Raw genomic sequence first — 18,456 nt, 5'->3', positions numbered from 1 at the left:
TAAGTCCACCACTACCGGGAGTGATAGTTCGGCGCCTCGACGGTCATCTGGATGTCGTGCGGGTGGCTCTCCTTGAGCCCGGCCGCGGTGATCCGGATGAGCCGGCCGCGCTCGTGCATCTCGGCGACGGTCGGCGCGCCGACGTAGCCCATGCCCGAGCGCAGGCCGCCGATCAGCTGGTGGGCGACCGCGGCGAGGGGGCCGCGGTAGGGCACCTGGCCCTCGATGCCCTCGGGGACCAGCTTGTCGTCGGAGAGCACGTCGTCCTGGAAGTACCGGTCCTTGGAGTAGGAGCGCGCCTGGCCGCGGGACTGCATGGCGCCGTGGGAACCCATGCCGCGGTACGCCTTGTACTGCTTGCCGTTGATGAAGATCAGGTCGCCCGGGCTCTCCTCGCAGCCGGCGAGCAGGCTGCCCAGCATCACGGTGTCGGCGCCGGCCACGATGCCCTTGGCGATGTCGCCGGAATACTGCATGCCGCCGTCGGCGATGACCGGCACGCCGAGCGGGCGGCAGGCGCGGGCGGCCTCCATGATCGCGGTGATCTGCGGCACGCCGACGCCGGCGACCACTCGGGTGGTGCAGATCGAGCCGGGCCCCACGCCCACCTTGACCGCGTCGGCGCCGGCCTCGGCGAGCGCCTTGGCGCCCTCGTAGGTGGCCACGTTGCCGCCGACGACGTCGACCGGCGTCTCCTTCTTCAGGCGGGCGACCATCTCGAGAACCTGCCGGTTGTGCCCGTGCGCGGTGTCGACCATCACGATGTCCAGGCCGGCGTCGATGAGCGTGCGGGCCCGCTTGTAGGAGTCCTCGCCGACACCCACCGCGGCGGCGACCCGCAGGCGGCCGGCCTCGTCCTTGGTCGCGTGCGGGAACTTCTCGCTCTTGGAGAAGTCCTTCACGGTGATGAGGCCGCGCAGCTTGCCCGAGTCGTCGACGATCGGCAGCTTCTCGACCTTGTGCTTGCGCAGCAGCGCGAGCGCCTCCTCCTTGCTCACCCCGACGCGCGCGGTGATCAGCGGGGCGACCGTCATGATGTCGCGCACCCGGGTGTGCGGGTCGGACACGAAGCGCATGTCGCGGTTGGTGACGATGCCCACGAGCTGGCCCTCGGCGTCGGTGACCGGGACGCCGGAGATGCGGTAGCGACCGCACAGCGCGTCGACCTCGCCGAGGGTGTCGTCGGGCGAGCAGGTCACCGGGTTGGTGACCATGCCGGCCTCGGACCGCTTGACCAGGTCGACCTGCTGCGCCTGCTCCTCGATCGACAGGTTGCGGTGCAGGGTGCCGATGCCGCCCTGCCGGGCCATGGCGATCGCCATCCGCGCCTCGGTCACGGTGTCCATGGCGCTGGAGACCAGCGGTATCCGGAGGGTGATGTTCCGGGTGACCCGGCTCGAGGTGTCGACACCACTGGGCACGACGTCCGATTCGCCCGGAAGCAGCAGCACGTCGTCGAAGGTCAGGCCCAAAGGCAGCACGTCAGGTCGCGAGAAGTCCATGAACGCATCCCAGCTCTCGGTCGTCCGGCGGGTGCGTCTCATCGTACTTCCGCTCCGGCGGCGCACCCGTCCGCCATGGCAGAGCCGTGCCCGGGCCCACACCGAGGCCGAATGGGGCTACCGTTGAGTCGTGCACGAAGAGCCCATCGACCCGTTTGCCGGCGACCCGGCCGATCCGTCGGCCGAGCTCGACGACAGCGCGACCGACGACCCGTTGACCGCCGCCGAGCGCCAGGACGTTCTCGAGGACCTTGCCGACCTCGAGATCTACCAGGCGCTGCTCACGGCGATCGGCGTCCGTGGGCTCGTCATCGAGTGCGAGGACTGCCACGAGCCGCACTATTTCGACTGGGACCTGCTGCGGGGCAACCTCAAACACCTGCTGACCTCCGGGCGCCCGCGCGTGCACGAGCCCGCCTTCGACCCGGACCCGGACCATTACGTCACGTGGGAATACGCGCGGGGTTACGCTGACGGTGTCCACGATGCGCTGGCGAGCGCGACCGATGACAACGACGGCTGAACAGGCTCTCGTTTAGGTTTCACACGCGACGGGTACCGCTGCGGCATGCGCTGGATCGCCCGCAACGCCGCTAGCTCACGAGCCCGGCCCGAAACGCCGCCGCTACGGCGTGTGCCCGGTCACGTGCTCCCAGCTTCCGGAACAGCCGGCGAGCGTGCGTCTTGACGGTGTCCTCCGAGACGAACAGCTCGCGTCCGATCTCGGCGTTGCTCTTCCCGTCCGCCATCCCCCGCAGCACCTGCAGCTCGCGCTCGGTCAGCTCGACGCGGCGCCGCGGCGGCTCGCCGGGCACGTCGCCGCGCTGCTGGGGCACCCCGGCCCCGGCGACCCGGCCGTTCGGCACGCCGACGGCGGTGCGCGCGGTGCTGGGCAGCCCCCGGCCGGCCTGCAGCATGCCGCCCGCGGCCTGGCTCGGCACGCCGACGCGCGCCTGGAGCACCGGCTCGCCGTTGCCGCGACCGACCTGGCTCAGCACCAGCAGGACCGCCTTGGCCAGCGTCGTCACCGGGTCGGCCGTGTCGACCCGGATGACCGCCCGCGCGCCGGCGGCGATCGCGGCGGCGGCGGCTCGGGGCTCCTCCGTGCCGAAGAAGACCACCGTCGCGCCCGGCGCCACGGCCAGCACGCGGCGGGAGAACTCCGCGCTGTCGGGCCGGGAGAGCGTCGGGTCCGCCAGCACCAGGTCGGCCGGCTGCTCACTGAGTCGCGCCAGCGCCTCGACCATCGTGACGGCGGTCCGCACCGCGTGTGCCACTCCCAGCCTGGCCGCGGCTGCGGCAACCGTCTGTGCCGCGACCTGTGTTCGCACACACACCAAAATCGTACGCACCGTCGTGCTCCTCTCTCTCAAAGAGAGAAACACGAAATGGCGAGATCTAGACGTGGTTTCGCGGCGATTGGCCTACGAGAAATTGACCGACGACGTGCCGTCACCCGCGGCGGTCTCGCGCGTTGTACAGGGACTGTGCGCCGCGCGAATTCCAGGCCGCACGCCTGGAAGGAGGAGCGAATGACCAATGTGACTCGCCTGCCCGGTCCGATCGCGGACGTGTGGGACTGGCAGCGGCTCGGCCTGTGCCGCGGACGGGACAGCGCACAGTTCTTCCACCCCGACGGCGAGCGCGGGGCATCGCGCGGCCGCCGGGAGACCGCCGCCAAGAACGTGTGCCGGGCGTGCCCGGTGCGCGCGGAGTGCGCCGCGCAGGCGCTGAGCACCCGCGAGCCGTACGGCGTGTGGGGCGGCTTCACCGAGGGCGAGCGCCTGCGGCTGCTGGCCCTCGGCTGGGAGGACGCCGCCGACCGCCGGCGCACCCGGGTGGACGTGTCGCGGCTGGAGGCGAAGCTTGGCCTGCGCCCGACGCCGCCGATGCCGGCGACCAACGCGGGCGCGCAGCAGCCGCTGCGCACCGCGCCAGGCGGGCGCCCGGGCCCCACGCACCCCGCGCCCGGCGTGCCGTCGCAGCGCCGCCCGCAGACCACGGCCGGCACCCCCCGGTCACGGACCGTGGCCCGCTAGCTCTCTGCTAGCTCACTGCGACGTCGATCGAGTGCCAACCCGTGGCGCCGTCGGGATCCGGCGGCGCCACGGCGTCCGTCTGTGTCTGGCCGCCGTTGTCGGTCGCGCGCACCGTCAGCCGGTGCCTGCCCGGCGTGGCCCGCCACTTGAGGGTCCACTGCCGCCACGTGTCGATCGACGGTACGGGCAGCAGCGTCGCCGCCTGCCACGGCCCGTCGTCGACCCGGACCTCGACCTTGGAAATGCCGCGGTGCTGCGCCCAGGCCACGCCGGCAATCATGACCTCGCCGGCGTGGAGATTGGCGCCGTCGCGTGGGGTGTCGATTCTCGATTCCGTCTTGATCGGCCCCTGCGCCGACCAGCCGCGTTTGATCCAATAAGCGTCGAAATCGGCGAACGACGTCAGCTCGAGTTCCACGAGCCATTTCGTCGCCGAGACGTATCCATACAATCCCGGCACCACCATGCGGACCGGAAAACCGTGCGCGATCGGCAGCGGCTCGCCGTTCATGGCGATGGCGAGCATGGCGTCGCGTCCGTCGCGCAGGACCGCCGTGGGGGTGCCCGCGGTGAACCCGTCGATCGAGCGGCTCACGACCTGGTCGGCGCCCTGCTTGGGGCGCGCCTCGTCGAGCAGGTCGGCGACGCGCACACCCTGCCACTTGGCGTTGCCGATGAGCCCGCCGCCGACCTCGTTGGACACGCACGCGAGCGTGATGTACCGCTCGATCATGGGCCGCTTGAGCAGCTCCCGGTAGCTGATGGTGATCTCCTTCTCGACCCGGCCGTGAATGCGCAGCGTCCAGTCCTCGCTGGCCAGCTGGGGTACCACCAGCGCGGTGTCGATCAGGTAGAAGTCCTTGTTCGGGGTGACGAACGGGGCGAGATCGGGCAGGCCCGCGTCGGCCGACGGCGGCAGGGGCGCCACCGTGTCCGGCGGGAGGCTGGGCAGGTCGATCGCGGCCCGGTCCGCCTCCACGCCGCGGCGCGTCGACCACCAGCGGCTCGCGAAGCCCGCGACGGCGGCCGCGGCGAGCGTGTAGCCGGCGGCGCGCAGGAACCACCGGCGCTCCTCGGGGGTCGCGTTGTACCCCGCCTCGTGGCTGAGCAGCCAGCGCAGGACGGCGGCGCCGGCGAGCACGCCGGCCAGGGTGGGGACGAACGCGTACCACGGGGCGTTGTGCCGGCTGAGCGCCGCGGCGATGCCGACGACCCCGAAGACGGCGATCCCGAGGTACCCGATGATCCGGCGCCGGGTCGCCAGTATCCCGATCACCGCGGCGAAGACGGCCAGCACGACGATCGTGCCGATCGTGAGGGCGAGCTTGTCGTAGGTGTAAAAGACCGAGACGGCGAAGTCCTTGACCCCGGCCGGCACGCTGTCGATGACCACGCCGCCGACGCTGACCAGGGGCGACGTGGTGGCCCCGGTGAGGATCGCGACGGCTTCGGCGACGCCGAGCGCGACGGCCGCGGCGGCCAGCCCGGCGAGCGCCCCGAACCTACGAGTCTGCACGCCCCAAGCATGCGGCGATCGTCCCGGCGGCTCCAAGACCGGTAATGAGTCCCTAATCTTTTCCGCCGCCGCCCGATCGGCGAACGGCCCCGGGCGCAAGCGCCCGGGGCCGTCCGGTGTGGCACTCGGCCGGGTCAGAAGCCCGGGCCGTGCGAGTGGCCGTGCCCGTGGCCGTGACCGCCGGCGGCGGGCTCCGGGGCGGTCGGCTTGTCGACGATCAGGCTCTCCGTCGTCAGCAGCAGGCCGGCGATCGACGAGGCGTTGGCGACCGCGCTGTGCGTCACCTTCACCGGGTCGACGATGCCCGACTTCACCAGGTCGACGTACTCGCCCGTGGCGGCGTCCAGGCCGTGGCCGAAGTCGAGCGCCGTGACCTTGCCGACCACGACGTACCCGTCGAAGCCGGCGTTCTGGGCGATCCACCGCAGCGGCTCGACCAGGGCCTTGCGCACGATGGAGACGCCGACCTTCTCGTCGCCGGTGAGGCCGAGGTCGCCGTCGAGGACCGGGACGACCTGCGCCAGGGCGGCGCCGCCGCCCGGGACGATGCCCTCCTGCACCGCGGCCTTGGTCGCGGAGATCGCGTCCTCGATGCGGTGCTTGCGCTCCTTCATCTCGACCTCGGTCGCCGCGCCGGCCTTGATGACCGCGACGCCGCCGGCGAGCTTGGCGACCCGCTCGTTGAGCTTCTCCTTGTCCCAGTCGGAGTCGGAGGCCTCGATCTCCTTGCGCAGCTGCTCGACGCGCCCGGCGACCTCGGACTGCTCGCCGCCGCCGTCCACGATCGTGGTCAGGTCCTTGGTGACCACCACGCGGCGGGCGGTGCCGAGCTGCTCCAGGCCGACGCCCTCGAGCTTGTAGCCGAGCTCGGGGGCGACCAGCTCGGCGCCGGTCAGGATCGAGATGTCCTGCAGCATCGCCTTGCGACGGTCGCCGAAGCCGGGGGCCTTGACCGCGACGATCTTGAACGTCTTGCGGATCGCGTTCACGACGAGGGTCGACAGCGCCTGGCCCTCGACGTCCTCGGCGATGATCAGCAGCGGCTTGTTGTTCTGGACGATCTTCTCCAGGAGGGGCAGCAGCTCCTCGATGGCGGAGATCTTCTGGGTGGTGACGAGGACGTACGCGTCCTCGATCACCGCCTCCTGCGCCTCCGTGTCGGTCACGAAGTGCGGGGAGATGAAGCCCTTGTCGAACTGCATACCCTCGGTGACCTCGAGCTCGGTCGTGAGGGTCGAGCCCTCCTCGACCGTGATGACGCCGTCGCGGCCGACCCGCTCCATCGCCGAGGCGATCAGGTCGCCGATGGCGGCGTCCTGCGCGGAGATGGTCGCGACCTGCGCGATCTCGGTGTGGCTCGCGACCGGCGTGGCCTTCTCCTTGAGCGCGTTCACGACCGCGGCCGCGGCCGCGTCGATGCCGCGCTTGATGCCGGCCGGGTTGGTGCCGGCTGTCACGTTGCGCAGGCCCTCGCGGACGAGCGCCTGGGCCAGGACCGTGGCGGTGGTGGTGCCGTCGCCCGCCACGTCGTTGGTCTTGGTGGCGACCTCTTTGACCAGCTGGGCGCCGAGGTTCTCGTACGGGTTGGCGAGCTCGATCTCCTTGGCGATCGTCACGCCGTCGTTGGTGATGGTGGGGGCACCGAACTTCTTGTCCAGGACGACGTTGCGCCCCCGGGGGCCGAGCGTGACCTTGACCGTGTCGGCCAGGCGGTTGACGCCGTGCTCCAGCAGGTGGCGCGCCTCGTCGGAGAAGCTCAGGATCTTCGCCATGCTTGTGGATTCCCTTCAAAGCGACACCGCCCCGGCTGCCTCGCGCCTGCGCACGGGTCCGGGGCGGTGGCCACTGCTTCTAGTGAGTTGCTTGTTGAAACGCGGTCACTTCTCGATGACGGCGAGCACGTCGCGGGCGGAGAGCACCAGGTACTCCGCGCCGGCGTACTTGACCTCGGTGCCGCCGTACTTCGAGTAGATGACGGTGTCGCCGACCTTGACGTCGATCGGCACCCGGTTGCCCTTGTCGTCGATGCGACCCGGGCCGACCGCGATGACGGTGCCCTCCTGGGGCTTCTCCTTCGCGGTGTCCGGAATGACGATGCCCGAGGCGGTGGTCGTCTCAGCCTCGTTGGCCTGGACCAGGATGCGGTCCTCGAGCGGCTTGATCGCAACCTGCGTCGCGGTAGTCACGGGCATACCCTCCTGGGGTATCGAGCTTGCTATCGAGTGCCCGGTGAAGCCGTCGTCGCGGGTGCCGGCTCCGGCCGGGTTTACTGGCACCCTCCACCGGAGAGTGCTAATCGGAGGTTATGTCGGCGGCTAGCACTCCGTCAACTAGAGTGCCAGACACGCCGCGAAATCACCCCGGGATAATCGCCGGGTGGAGCTCAACGACGTGCAGACCCTCGAAACCGAGGCCGGGCGGGCCGCGCTCGACGCGGCGGCCGCGCTGCCCGACGGCGACCCGCTCGCCGCGGCCTCCGCGCTGCGCGCCCGCGGGTTCGCGCCGTCCCTGGCCGCCGCCGCGCTGACCCAGGTCGCGCTGCGCCGCCGCGCGGCCGCGAAGTTCGGCGCGGACGCCGCCGTGATGCTCTTCACCCGCGCCGGGCTCGAGCAGGCGACCCGGGCCGCGGTCGCGCGCCGCCGGGCCGCCCGGCTGGCCGCCGCGGGCGTGCGCCGCGTCGCGGACCTGGGCTGCGGTGTGGGCGCCGACACCATCGCGTTCGCCCGGGCGGGGCTGCGGGTGCTGGCCGTGGACGCATCCGCCGCCACGGCCGCCGTCGCGGAGGCCAACGTCCGCGCCCTGGAGCTGGCGGATTCGGTACTCGTGGAGACCCGCGACGCCACCGAGGTCCCCCTCGACGCCGTCGACGCCGTGTTCTGCGACCCGGCGCGCCGCACGTCGGGCGGCCGGCGGGTGTTCGACCCGCGCGCGTACTCCCCGCCCTGGGACTTCGTCACCGGCCTGCCCGGCCGGGTGCCGCACACGGTGCTCAAGCTCGCCCCCGGCATCGACCACGCCCTGCTGCCGGCCGGCGCCGAGGGCGAGTGGGTCTCGGTGGACGGCGACGTGGTCGAGGCGGCCGCGTGGTGCGGGCCGCTGGCCGCGGCCCCGCGCCGGGCCACCGTGCTGCGCGGCGCGGACGCGTTCGAGCTCACCGGCACCGGCGACGAGCGCGCCCCGGCGGGCCCGGTCGGCGCCCACCTCTACGACCCCGACGGCGCCGTGGTCCGCGCCCACCTCGTGGCCGAGCTCGCGGCGGAGCTCGACGGCGTGCTGCTGGACCCGACGATCGCCTACATCACCGCGGACGCGGCGACGCCCACCCCGTTCGGCCGCCGCTACGAGATCCTCGACCGGCTGCCGATCGCCCTGAAGAAGCTGCGGGCCGCGCTGCGCTCGCTCGACGTCGGATCCGTGCAGATCCTCAAGCGCGGGTCCGCCCACGACGTCGACGACCTGCGCCGGCAGCTGCGGCTCGAGGGCTCCCGCGCCGCGACGCTCGCGCTGACCAGGATCGCCGGGGAGCCCGCCGCGCTGCTGCTCACACCAGCGGATAGCCCAGGCGCCGCTGCAGGTCGTTGAGCGCGTCGTCGGCGAGCAGGTCGGGCGGGCGCAGGCCGAGCTGGCCGAGCAGCTGGCGGCCGGTGTCGCGGCACATCTCGTACGTCAGGCGGTCGTTGAGCCAGCGCAGCCACTCGACGATGTCGTTGACGTAGAAGGCGACGCTCTGCTCGGAGTTGCGCTGCCGGCGCTCCTCGGCGACGACCAGCAGCGCCGCCGCCAGGCGCTTGCGCGGGAAGTCGTGCCCGGCGAGGGCGTCTGCGAACGCGTCGGCCCGATGCCGCGGCGCGGTCGGCGACACCGTCAGCTTCGGAAACGGCGGCTCGCCGGCGGTCCAGACCTGCGCGCTGCGGGGCACGAACTCGGGCTCGAGCACGACGTCGACGCGGGAGGCGTGCCCGGGGTCGTCGACCGCGACCAGCACGCGCGGGCTGTGGCTGTTCACCTTGGTGACGTACCGCGACAGCCCGGTGCCCTCCTCGACGCAGAACTTCGCGTCCGGCAGCTTCAGCAGCCCGTCGAAGACCAGCCGGCCGACCCGCGGCCCGGCGCCCTGCCACAGCCGCACCCGCACCAGCCCGACCTGCGGCCGGGCGGCGATGCGCACGTGGTGCTCGGTCGCGGTGACCGCCCCCTCACCGTCGAACACCGACAGGTCCACGCCGTTCGTCGCGCCGAGGAACAGGTGGCCGTGGCCGAGGTACAGCTGGACCGCGCCGATCTGCATGTCGCTATTGTGGGCCAGTGGCGAGCAAGGGCACCCCCGCGACCGCACTGCTGACGCGCGCGAAGATCGCGTTCACCCCGCACACCTACGAGGTCGACCCGCGCGCGGCCTCCTACGGCGAGGCCGCCGCCGAGGCGCTGGGCGTCGACCCCTCGCGGCTGTTCAAGACCCTCGTGACCACGGTCGACGGGCAGCTCACCGTCGGCGTGGTGCCGGTCTCCTCCTCGCTGGACCTCAAGGCGCTGGCCGCCGCGGTCGGCGGCAAGCGCGCCGCGATGGCCGAGCCGGCCGCCGCCGAACGCGCCACCGGCTACGTGACCGGCGGCATCTCCCCGGTCGGCCAGCGCTCCCGGCTGCCGATCGTCATCGACGACTCCGCGTCGCAGCTGCCCACCATGTACGTCTCGGGCGGGCGGCGCGGGCTGCAGATCGAGCTGGCCCCCGCCGACCTGGTCCAGGTCACCGGGGCCGCCCTGGCGCCGATCGCGGCACACTGACAGCATGGTCGCCGTGCGGGCATCCGACGAGGACCGGCAGCGCGTGATCGCGGCCCTGCAGCGGCACACCGAGGCGGGCCGGCTCACCCTGGACGAGTTCTCCGACCGGGTCGGCATCGTCTACGCGGCCAAGACGCTCGACGAGCTGCGCGCCGCGATCGTCGACCTGCCGGCGCTCGCCCCAGCCGCGCCGCCGCCGGCGTCGCACGGCGACCGCCAGCTGCTGCTGACGTTCGCGCTCGCCATCCTGGCGGTGGCGCTGATCGGGACGGTCTACACGCTGTTCCACTAGGCCCTACTTGGTCCCGTGCCACGACCGCCACAGGGCCGCGTAGGCGCCGCCGGCCTCCACCAGCTCGTCGTGGCTGCCCAGCTCGGTGATCCGGCCGTCCTCCACGACCGCGACCCGGTCCGCGTCGTGCGCGGAGAAGAGCCGGTGCGCGATCGCGACCACGGTCCGGCCCTCCAGCGCGCCGGCCAGCGAGCGCTCCAGGTGCCGGGCCGCCCGCGGGTCGATCAGGGACGTCGCCTCGTCGAGCACCAGCGTGTGCGGGTCGGCGAGGACCAGCCGGGCCAGCGCCAGCTGCTGGGCCTGCGCCGGGGACAGCGCGAGGTCGGTGGTGTCCAGGCCCTCGGGCAGCGCCAGCGCCCAGTCCAGCGCGTCGACGGTGGCCAGGGCCGCGCACAGCTCCTCGTCGGTGGCCCCGGCGCGGGCCAGGGTCAGGTTGTCCCGCAGGCTGCCCAGGAAGACGTGGTGCTCCTGCGTCACCAGCGCGACGTGGCCGCGCAGCTCGTCCAGTGGGAGCTCGGTCAGCGGTACCGCGCCCAGCTCCACCGAGCCGGCCCGGGGCGCGTGGACCCCGGCCAGCAGCCGGCCGAGCGTCGACTTGCCCGCCCCCGACGGGCCGACCATGGCGAGCCGCTCGCCGGGCCGGATCGCGAGGTCGATGCCGTGCAGGACGTCGCGGCCGTTGACGTACGAATACCGCACGCCCTTCGCCACGAGCTGCTCGTCCACCGGCCGCGGGCCGCCCGCCGGCACCGGCTCGGCCGCCGCGGTGCGCACGCCGACCAGGCGCGCGAACGAGGCCAGGCCGAGCTGCAGCTGGTCGAAGTACGACAGGATGCGGTCCAGCGGGTCGATGATCGCCACGAAGTACAGCACCGCGGCGGTCACCTGCCCGACCGTCGCCCAGCCCTCCGTCACGAACCAGCCGCCGGCCACCAGCGTCACCGCGGCCGGCAGCGCGTAGCCGAACTCGGTGAGCGGGAACCAGACCGTGCGCAGCGACAGGGTGTACATCGCCGCCGAATAGGTCCCGGCGAGATGCTCCTGCGTCCGCTCGATCCGGCGCCGCGGCAGCCGCAGCGTGTCGACGGTCCGGGCGCCCTCGACGGTCTCGGTCAGCCCGTCGGTGAGCCGCGCATACGCCGCCCCCTCGCGCAGGTAGCCCGCGGTCGCGCGGCGGAAGTACCAGCGGGAGCTGAAGTACAGCAACGGGACCGCGACCAGGCCCGGCAGCAGCAGGATCGGCCCGACCAGCGCGATGGCGCCGAAGGTGAGCAGCATCTGCAGCAGCCCGACCACGATCGCCGGCAGCGCGGCCTGCACCGACTCCGAGGTCTGCGAGACGTCCCGCGAGGCCCGGCTGAGCAGGTCACCGGTGCCGGCACGCTCCACGGTGGACAGCGGGACCGCGAGCACCCCGTCGACGAACTCCTCGCGCAGCCGGGCGAGCACCAGCTCCGCGAGCTGCGCGGCGGCCAGCCGGGCGTAGCGCACCAGCACCGACTGCGCGACCACAAACCCGGCGATGGCCAGCGCGATCCGGTCGACGGTCCAGGTCGTGGTGCCGGCCGCGACCCGCTCGACCAGCGCGCCGAGCAGCGGCGGCGCGGCCAGCCCGGCCACCGCGGCGGCCAGGTGCAGCGCGAGCACCAGGGCGAGCCGCCCGGGATAGGCGGCGAACAGGCCGCGCAGGTAGGCGCGCACCTGCGCCGGTCCGGCGATCGGCAGCATCAGTCCTCCCCGCGGGTCACGGTTGCGGCGTACTCCGGGCAGGTGTCCAGCAGCTCGCGGTGCGGCCCGGTCGCGGCGACCCGCCCGTCGGCGCCGACGAACGCGACGGTGTCGGCCCGGTCGAGCAGCAGCGGGCTGGTCGTGCAGACCACGGTCGTGCGCCCGGCGCGGGCCGCCGGCAGCCGCTCGGCGATGCGCGCCTCGGTGTGCGCGTCGACCGCGCTCGTCGGCTCGACGAGCACCAGCACCGGCGGGTCGAGCGCGAGCGCCCGGGCCAGCCGTAGCCGCTGCTGCTGGCCGCCGGAGAAGTCCCGCCCGCGCTCGGCGATCTCGGTGTCGAGGCCGTCGGGCAGCGCGTCGACGATGTCCCGCGCCGCCGCGTCGTCCAGCGTCGCGCCGTCGCCGACCTCCTCCCGCAGCGGGCCGCGGAACAGCCGCCCGTCGTTGTCGGCGAGCACGATCCGCCGCCGCACGTCCTCCAGCGCCATTTCCCGCAGCGGTACCCCGTGCAGGCGGGCCGAGGACCCCGGGGCGAGCAGCGCGATCCGGTCGGCGATGGCCGCCGCGTCCTCCGGGCGCACGGCCGCCACCGCCGTCAACCGGTTCTCGCGCACGACCAGTCCCGAGTCGGGGTCGTCGAGGTCGCCCGGCTCCGCCGGTACCGTATCCGGGGGATCCTGAAGATCCGGCTCGATCTGCAGCAGGTCGACCACCCGCCGCGCGCTCACCAGGCCCCGCGTCACCTTGTCGGCAAACTCGGTCAGCGTCCGCAGCGGCGCGATCAGGAACGCCGCATACGCGTAGAACGCGACCAGTTCGCCCGGCGTGATCCGGCCCGCCACCGCGAACCGCGCGCCGAGCCACGTCACCAGCGCGACGAAGCACCCGGGCAGCAGGATCTGGGCCGCCTCCAGCATCGACTCGACCCGGGCGACCCGCACGCCCGCGAGGCGCACGCGCTGGGACTCGGCGCGGTACCGCGCGGAGAACACCGCCTCGCCGCCGACCCCGCGCAGCACCCGCAGCCCCGCCACGATGTCCGCGGCCCGCCCGGTGAGCGCCCCGGCGAGGTCACGCTGGTGCCGCCGCCGGTGGTGCAGCGGACGCAACAGCAGCCCGACCACGGCGACCAGGACCGGCACGCCGAGCACCACGACCAGGCCGAGCGGCACCGACACCCGCAGCAGCAGCGCGGAGACGACCACGATCGACACGACGGCGCCGCTGCCGCGCGCGGTGATGTCCATCGAGTACCCGATGTGGTCGAAGTCGGTGGTGCCGATGCTGACCACCTCGCCCGTCGCCACCCGCCTCGGCAGCGTGGCCCCGAGCCGCGTCGCGTGCCGCACGGTCACCTGCATGGTGCGAAAGCCGGCGCTGAGGAAGTTCGAGATCGCGAACCGGTGCCGCATGATCCCGGTGAACGCGGTCGCGGCGCCGAGCCCGAGCACCCCCGCCGCCGCCCAGAGCAGCCCCCGCCGGTCGTGCCGCGCGAGCGCGTCGACCCCGGCCCCGATGGCCGCCGGCACGAGCGCCTGGCTGACCATCCACACGATGCCGAAGCACACACCCCCGGCGATCAGCGAAATCTGGTGACGCGCGATCCAGAGCAGGTATCGGGCGGCCGACCGGCTGTCGGGCTCGCCGGGCTCGGCAAGGGGCAGTCTGCGCACAATCCCCGACCGTAACCGCAGCCCCCGGGTGGGCGCCTTACATTTTTCAGCGGTCGACCTGCGTGAAGTCCCAGAACTGCGGCTTGCGCGCAACCAGGTGCGACGGCGGCTCGGCAAACCCCTCGGGCGTGCTGCCCCGCCACTTGGACACGACGACGAGCCGCTGATCCGTCGAGGCGTATACCTCGCTGCTCATGTGCATCGGGTGCACCTCGACCTTGGGCAGCATCGCCTCGCAGACCCAGGACAGCAGTTCACCGAACGCCTCCTGGTGCGCCCTGACCTCCCACATGCGCACGATCACGGCGCTGGACTCTACTCCCACACGATCCCCCTCGATGACCATGGTGGACACCCACGGCCGCTCGCTCAAGCCCGGCGCGGCCAACTCTTGATCATGTGTAAAAAGTGGCTGCCATCACAGCCATCCTTTACACATCAAGTCCGGCAAGCCGAGCCTGCTGGAGCGCCTGAGGGCGTGGCCCCCGCCACGCCCGGTCCCGGAACTTTGCGACGCTCCGGCCCTACGCCGTGACGAGCGTGATCGGCATGGCCGAATCCGAGGGCAACCCCAGCGACCCCGGCGCCGCTCCCGCGGCCACCAGATGCGACCCGAGCGCCGCCACCATGGCGCCGTTGTCGGTGCACAGCTTCGGTCGCGGCACACGCAGCGTGATGCCGTACTTGTCGCAGCGCTCCTGGGCCATGGACCGGATCCGCGAGTTGGCCGCCACGCCGCCGCCGATCACGAGCGTCTCCACGCCGTGCTCCCGGCACGCGTCCACGGCCTTCGCGGTGAGCACGTCACACACCGCCTCCTGGAAGCTCGCCGCCACGTCGTTGACCGGCACCGCCTCACCGGCCCGCTGACGCGCCTCGACCCATCGCGCCACGGCCGTCTTCAGCCCCGAGAACGAGAAGTCGAACCGGTGCTCGGCGAGGTCGCGCGGCGCGGTGAGCCCGCGCGGGAACGGGATCCCCGCCTGCCCCTCGCGCGCCGCCCGGTCGATCGGCGGCCCGCCCGGGAACGGCAGCCCCAGCAGCCGCGCCACCTTGTCGAACGCCTCGCCGGCCGCGTCGTCGATGGTCGCGCCCAGCGGCACCACGCCGCCGGCCAGGTCGTCGACCCGCAGCAGCGAGGAGTGCCCGCCCGAGACCAGCAGCGCGATCGCCGGCTCCGGCAGGGCCCCGTGCTCGAGCGTGTCGACGGCGACGTGGGCGGCGAGGTGGTTGACGCCGTAGATCGGCTTGCCCGCGGCCAGCGCATATGCCTTCGCGGCGGCCACCCCCACCAGCAGCGCGCCCGCCAGTCCCGGCCCGGCCGTGACCGCGATGGCGTCCACGTCGGACAGTGTCACGCCCGCCTTGTCCAGCGCCCGCTGCATCGTCGGGACCATCGCCTCGAAGTGCGCCCGGCTCGCCACCTCGGGCACCACGCCCCCGAACCGTGCGTGCTCGTCCACGCTCGACGCGATCTCGTCCGCGAGCAGGGTGTGCCCGCGAACGATCCCGACGCCGGTCTCGTCGCACGACGTCTCGATCCCGAGGACCAGCGGCTCAGTCTTCGTGCTCACGCATCATCACCAGTGCATCCGTATTGCTGGGCTGGTAGTAGCCGCGGCGGATGCCGACGGCCTCGAACCCGTACTGCGCGTAAAGCTTCTGCGCCGGCGCATTGTCGACGGCGACCTCGAGCAGCACCTGCCTGACCCCGCGCCGCTCGGCCTCGTCGAGCAGCGCCTCCAGCAGCAGCCGCCCGATCCCGCGCCGCTGCGCGTCCTTGCGCACGCCGATGTTCTGTATCCACGCCTCGTCCGGCGGCGCCACGGCGAGCCCGCCATATCCGACGATCCGCCCCGCCCCAGCATCGCCGCCGGAGCCACCCGAGGCGGCGGGAGGCGCGGCCCGGTCCAGGGCGACCAGGTAGTGATGCCCGTTGGCCAGCTCGTTCCAGAACATGCCGGCCGACCAGCGCTCCTCGCCGAACAGCTCGTCCTCGATCGGCAGCAGCTCCTCGATGTGGAACCACCGCAGCTCGGCCAGCATCACCGCGCTCACTGCAGGGCCGGTTTCCGCTCGCCGGGCAGGACCGCGTCGGGGCGGCGCAGGTAGAGCGGGGTCAGCGTCTCGCCCGGCGCCTTGGCCCGCACGCGCTCGGCCGCCAGCTCGGTCAGCGCGAGCGCGGACGGGTAGCTCGGCCCCTCGACGGGAAGGCCGAGCACGTCGGCATACTTCAGGGCGCCGTCTCCCGCGGCCCGCTCGATCCCGTCGAGCGCGACGGCCGCGGGCCGCGCCACGTCCGGCCCGGCGAGCCGCTGACCGTCCCGGTAGACCGCCCAGTAGATCTCCTTGCGGCGCGCGTCGGTCGCCACCAGCGCCCGGCCGGACAGCCGCAGGCCGATCGCGTCGAGGGTGCACACCCCGTAAACGGGCACGGAGAGCGCGTGGCCCATCGCCGTGGCCGTGACCAGCCCGGCGCGCAGCCCGGTGAACGGCCCGGGCCCGAGGCCCGCCACGACCGCCGTCAGGTCGCCGGCCGCCACACCGCCCTCGGCCAGCACGGCGGCGATCTGCGGCGCCAGTAGCTCCCCGGCGCCGCGGGCGTCGATGGTCACCCGCTCGGCGAGCAGGGTCACCTCGTCGTCGCCGACCCGCGCGAGCGCCGCGGTCACCGCCGCCGTCGCCGTGTCCACCACCATCACCAGCACGGCCCCAACTCTAGAGGAGGGGTCTGACACTTCTACGGTGTGACCCTGGGGCTTGCGACGTCACAACCACGATCAGTTAACGCGGCTGCAACGAGCGGCACTTAGCATCGGCGGCTATCGACGCCGGGAGTGCCGCAGTGACCGAACCTATCCTGGTCGTGGACATCGGGTCGTGGGCCCTGTCCGCCGCCGTCGTCCTGCCCGATCAACTGCACCCGGTGCGCGAGCCGGTCACCGGCGCTCCACGCTGGCCGGGCAGCGCCACGCTCGCCACCGGCGCCGGCCGCCCGCGCCTGCTCGTCGGGGCCGCCGCGGAGCAGGCCCGCGACCAGCATCCGCGGCAGTACGTCGACGGCGTGCGCCGCGCGGTCGATGTCAACGCCCCGATCTGGCTCGGCGACCAGCTCGTCAACGGCGTAGAGCTGGTCAGCGCCGCGCTGGAGGCGATCGCCGACGAGGCGCGCCGAGTCTACGGGCCGATCGACCGGCTGGTGCTGAGCGCGCCCACCGGGTACCGCACCCATGACCCCCGCCGCGAGACCCTCGTCGCCGCCGCGGCCATGGCCGGCTTCCCCGACGCGGAGCTCGTCTGCGACGCGACCGCCGCGGTGCTCGACCCGATGACGCTGGTCGAGGTCGCCGAGGGCGGCCACGTGCTCGTGTGCGACCTGGGCGCGACGTGGTCGGCCACGCTGGCGCAGATGCAGCACGGCCAGCCGGTACCGCTGAGTCAGGAAAGCTCCGGCAGCGGCCGCGACATCGACGTGATGCTCACCGCGGACCTGCGGGCCACGCTCGCCGAGTGGGTGGAGCCGGCGTTCGCGGCCGGCGGCGACACGAGCGTCCGCGCCAATCTGCACGCCCTGGACATCGTCCGCCGGCTCAAGCACCGGCTGGCCGACGCGCCCGAGGCCGCGGACGAGGTGGAGGCGGGTGTCCCGGCGTACCGGATGGATCGCCGGATGCTCGACCAGCTCACGGAGCCGGCGACGCGGTGGCTGATCGCCAGCTGCCGGGCGGTCGTCGCGCGGGCCGGGCTCGTGCCGGCCGACGTGGCCGCGGTGCTCCTGGTCGGCGGCGCGGCCCGGCTGCCCGGCGTCGGCCCGGCGCTGCACGTTGGCCTCGGCCGCCCGGTGACCCGCCCGGCCGACCCCGAGTTCGCCGTCATGCGCGGCGCCGCCGCCTGGGTCCGCGCTCGCCAGTCCCGCGCCGTGCCCGCCGACCCGCCGTCGTGGCGGGTCGAGCCGCTGTCGTGGACGATCCCGGGCGGCCGCGGCCGGCTGGTGCGGTGGCTGGTCAAGGAGGGCGAGGCGTACCGCCGGGGCATGCCGCTGGCCCAGGTCCGCACCGCCGACGACCGGGTGTACGACCTGAGCGCCGGCCGCGCCGAGGGCATCCTGCTCGAGCAGCGCGTCGCCGTCGGCGGCATGGTCGTCTCCGGCGCCGTGGCCGCGCACGCGCGTCTGGAGCCGGCCGGCGCCGAACGGTTCCAGCTGGCCAAGCGCCACCACCTGCGCGCGGCCGGCGACTGGCTGCTCATGCCCGACCGCCGGACGCTGGTCGAGTGCTCGCGCACCGGCGAGTACGTCAAGGTCCGCGCCATCGACACCGCCGCCCTGGTCACCGAGCTGCGCCCCGGCCGCGGCGCCGGCCGCCCCCTGCACGCGCAGGTCGCCCTCGGCCAGGGCCACCAGCTCGCGCTCGTCACGTGGGACGCCGACGGCCATTTCGCCGTGTGGGACGTGCTCTCGGGCCGCGTCATGGCCAGCTTCTCGGACGTTCACAAGCCGGATGCCGTACTGCTCAACGAAGCCGAATGGCGCCTCGTCAGCACCGGCGAGGGCGCGGCGAGCGTCGGCCGCTACCGCCGCGACGTGGCGACCGTCTGGGACCTGGCCACGGGCGCCCGCCTCGACCGCATCGTGGGCGAGGATCTTCCGAAGCGCTTCACCGGGTACACCGAGACGAGCCGCGCGGACGCCTTCGCCACGGAGATGGAGAGCCCCGACGGCCGCCTGCGCGCGGCGGCGCTGGACGGCACGCTGTCGGTACGCGACCTGGAGACGGAGTCGGAGGTGTTCCGCGCCGACCTGGCCCCGGGCCGCCGGCTGAGCACCGCGTTCTGCCACGCGGGCCGCCACCTGCTGGCCCGCGCCACGGACGACGAGGGCACCTGGGTCGACGTCTGGGAGGTCCTCCAGCCCGCCTGACGG

The 18,456-nt window shown here is 73.4% G+C and carries 17 protein-coding genes and 1 pseudogene; 6 read left to right on the top strand and 12 right to left on the bottom strand.

All coding sequences use genetic code 11. From position 1 onward, the window contains the following. Positions 1 to 11: 11 nt before the first annotated feature. Positions 12 to 1,502: an IMP dehydrogenase gene (gene guaB, locus ACGFI8_RS09145; RefSeq protein WP_392802878.1), complete on the bottom strand. Its 1,491-nt coding sequence runs from the start codon at positions 1,500 to 1,502 to the stop codon at positions 12 to 14. Between the two features lie 130 nt (positions 1,503 to 1,632). On the opposite strand from guaB, the gene ACGFI8_RS09140 reads away from it, so the two are divergent. Beyond that, positions 1,633 to 2,025, top strand: coding sequence for a DUF5319 domain-containing protein (locus tag ACGFI8_RS09140; RefSeq protein ID WP_350543513.1), 393 nt, complete (start codon positions 1,633 to 1,635; stop codon positions 2,023 to 2,025). Between the two features lie 70 nt (positions 2,026 to 2,095). Here ACGFI8_RS09140 and ACGFI8_RS09135 read toward each other — a convergent pair whose 3' ends face one another. Beyond that, positions 2,096 to 2,854 (bottom strand): LuxR C-terminal-related transcriptional regulator, encoded by a 759-nt coding sequence (locus tag ACGFI8_RS09135; protein WP_392802106.1) that lies wholly within the window; start codon positions 2,852 to 2,854, stop codon positions 2,096 to 2,098. Positions 2,855 to 3,034: 180 nt separating this feature from the next. Between ACGFI8_RS09135 and ACGFI8_RS09130 the strand changes: the two are divergent. Then, positions 3,035 to 3,400: pseudogene (locus ACGFI8_RS09130) on the top strand (WhiB family transcriptional regulator); the annotation flags it as partial. 148 nt (positions 3,401 to 3,548) lie between these two features. On the opposite strand, the gene ACGFI8_RS09125 reads toward ACGFI8_RS09130, so the two are convergent. The 3 genes from ACGFI8_RS09125 to groES form a co-directional block, all read right to left on the bottom strand. Then, complete coding sequence (locus tag ACGFI8_RS09125; protein ID WP_392802104.1) at positions 3,549 to 5,057, bottom strand: molybdopterin-dependent oxidoreductase; 1,509 nt, start codon at positions 5,055 to 5,057, stop codon at positions 3,549 to 3,551. 134 nt (positions 5,058 to 5,191) lie between these two features. Further along, positions 5,192 to 6,829 (bottom strand): chaperonin GroEL, encoded by a 1,638-nt coding sequence (gene groL / locus ACGFI8_RS09120; RefSeq protein ID WP_392802102.1) that lies wholly within the window; start codon positions 6,827 to 6,829, stop codon positions 5,192 to 5,194. Positions 6,830 to 6,934: 105 nt separating this feature from the next. Further along, positions 6,935 to 7,249: a co-chaperone GroES gene (groES, locus tag ACGFI8_RS09115; RefSeq protein WP_344616035.1), complete on the bottom strand. Its 315-nt coding sequence runs from the start codon at positions 7,247 to 7,249 to the stop codon at positions 6,935 to 6,937. A 184-nt stretch (positions 7,250 to 7,433) separates the two neighbouring features. Here groES and ACGFI8_RS09110 point away from each other — a divergent pair, with 184 nt between their 5' ends. Next, on the top strand, positions 7,434 to 8,639 hold the full coding sequence (locus tag ACGFI8_RS09110; RefSeq protein WP_392802099.1) for a methyltransferase domain-containing protein: 1,206 nt from the start codon (positions 7,434 to 7,436) through the stop codon (positions 8,637 to 8,639). On the opposite strand, the gene ACGFI8_RS09105 is transcribed toward ACGFI8_RS09110, so the two are convergent. Further along, on the bottom strand, positions 8,599 to 9,345 hold the full coding sequence (locus tag ACGFI8_RS09105; RefSeq protein ID WP_392802096.1) for a hypothetical protein: 747 nt from the start codon (positions 9,343 to 9,345) through the stop codon (positions 8,599 to 8,601). The genes ACGFI8_RS09110 and ACGFI8_RS09105 overlap by 41 nt on opposite strands. A gap of 17 nt (positions 9,346 to 9,362) precedes the next feature. Here ACGFI8_RS09105 and ybaK point away from each other — a divergent pair, with 17 nt between their 5' ends. Further along, positions 9,363 to 9,842 carry a Cys-tRNA(Pro) deacylase gene (gene ybaK / locus ACGFI8_RS09100; protein WP_392802093.1) on the top strand — a complete coding sequence of 160 codons (480 nt, stop codon included), beginning with the start codon at positions 9,363 to 9,365 and terminating at the stop codon, positions 9,840 to 9,842. A gap of 4 nt (positions 9,843 to 9,846) precedes the next feature. Continuing rightward, positions 9,847 to 10,134: a DUF1707 domain-containing protein gene (locus tag ACGFI8_RS09095; RefSeq protein WP_392802090.1), complete on the top strand. Its 288-nt coding sequence runs from the start codon at positions 9,847 to 9,849 to the stop codon at positions 10,132 to 10,134. Positions 10,135 to 10,137: 3 nt separating this feature from the next. On the opposite strand, the gene ACGFI8_RS09090 is transcribed toward ACGFI8_RS09095, so the two are convergent. The 6 genes from ACGFI8_RS09090 to tsaB form a co-directional block, all read right to left on the bottom strand. Further along, on the bottom strand, positions 10,138 to 11,862 hold the full coding sequence (locus tag ACGFI8_RS09090; protein WP_392802088.1) for an ABC transporter ATP-binding protein: 1,725 nt from the start codon (positions 11,860 to 11,862) through the stop codon (positions 10,138 to 10,140). Beyond that, positions 11,862 to 13,535, bottom strand: coding sequence for an ABC transporter transmembrane domain-containing protein (locus tag ACGFI8_RS09085; RefSeq protein WP_392802086.1), 1,674 nt, complete (start codon positions 13,533 to 13,535; stop codon positions 11,862 to 11,864). Before ACGFI8_RS09085 ends, ACGFI8_RS09090 begins: the two co-directional genes overlap by 1 nt. 46 nt (positions 13,536 to 13,581) lie before the next feature. Beyond that, a complete protein-coding gene (locus tag ACGFI8_RS09080; RefSeq protein ID WP_392802084.1) occupies positions 13,582 to 13,839 on the bottom strand; it encodes a hypothetical protein in 258 nt (85 codons plus the stop codon). A 220-nt stretch (positions 13,840 to 14,059) separates the two neighbouring features. Further along, positions 14,060 to 15,109: a tRNA (adenosine(37)-N6)-threonylcarbamoyltransferase complex transferase subunit TsaD gene (tsaD, locus tag ACGFI8_RS09075; protein ID WP_392802081.1), complete on the bottom strand. Its 1,050-nt coding sequence runs from the start codon at positions 15,107 to 15,109 to the stop codon at positions 14,060 to 14,062. After that, positions 15,093 to 15,581, bottom strand: coding sequence for a ribosomal protein S18-alanine N-acetyltransferase (rimI, locus tag ACGFI8_RS09070; protein WP_392802876.1), 489 nt, complete (start codon positions 15,579 to 15,581; stop codon positions 15,093 to 15,095). Before rimI ends, tsaD begins: the two co-directional genes overlap by 17 nt. Positions 15,582 to 15,589: 8 nt before the next feature. Next, complete coding sequence (tsaB, locus tag ACGFI8_RS09065; RefSeq protein ID WP_392802079.1) at positions 15,590 to 16,243, bottom strand: tRNA (adenosine(37)-N6)-threonylcarbamoyltransferase complex dimerization subunit type 1 TsaB; 654 nt, start codon at positions 16,241 to 16,243, stop codon at positions 15,590 to 15,592. 137 nt (positions 16,244 to 16,380) lie between these two features. Between tsaB and ACGFI8_RS09060 the strand changes: the two genes are divergently transcribed. Continuing rightward, positions 16,381 to 18,453: an Hsp70 family protein gene (locus ACGFI8_RS09060; RefSeq protein WP_392802077.1), complete on the top strand. Its 2,073-nt coding sequence runs from the start codon at positions 16,381 to 16,383 to the stop codon at positions 18,451 to 18,453. The last annotated feature ends 3 nt before the right edge of the window (positions 18,454 to 18,456 follow it).

Source organism: Dactylosporangium sp. NPDC048998 (genome assembly GCF_043197855.1).
GTDB lineage: Bacteria > Actinomycetota > Actinomycetes > Mycobacteriales > Micromonosporaceae > Dactylosporangium.
This window is presented reverse-complemented; position numbering and strand designations above follow the sequence as displayed.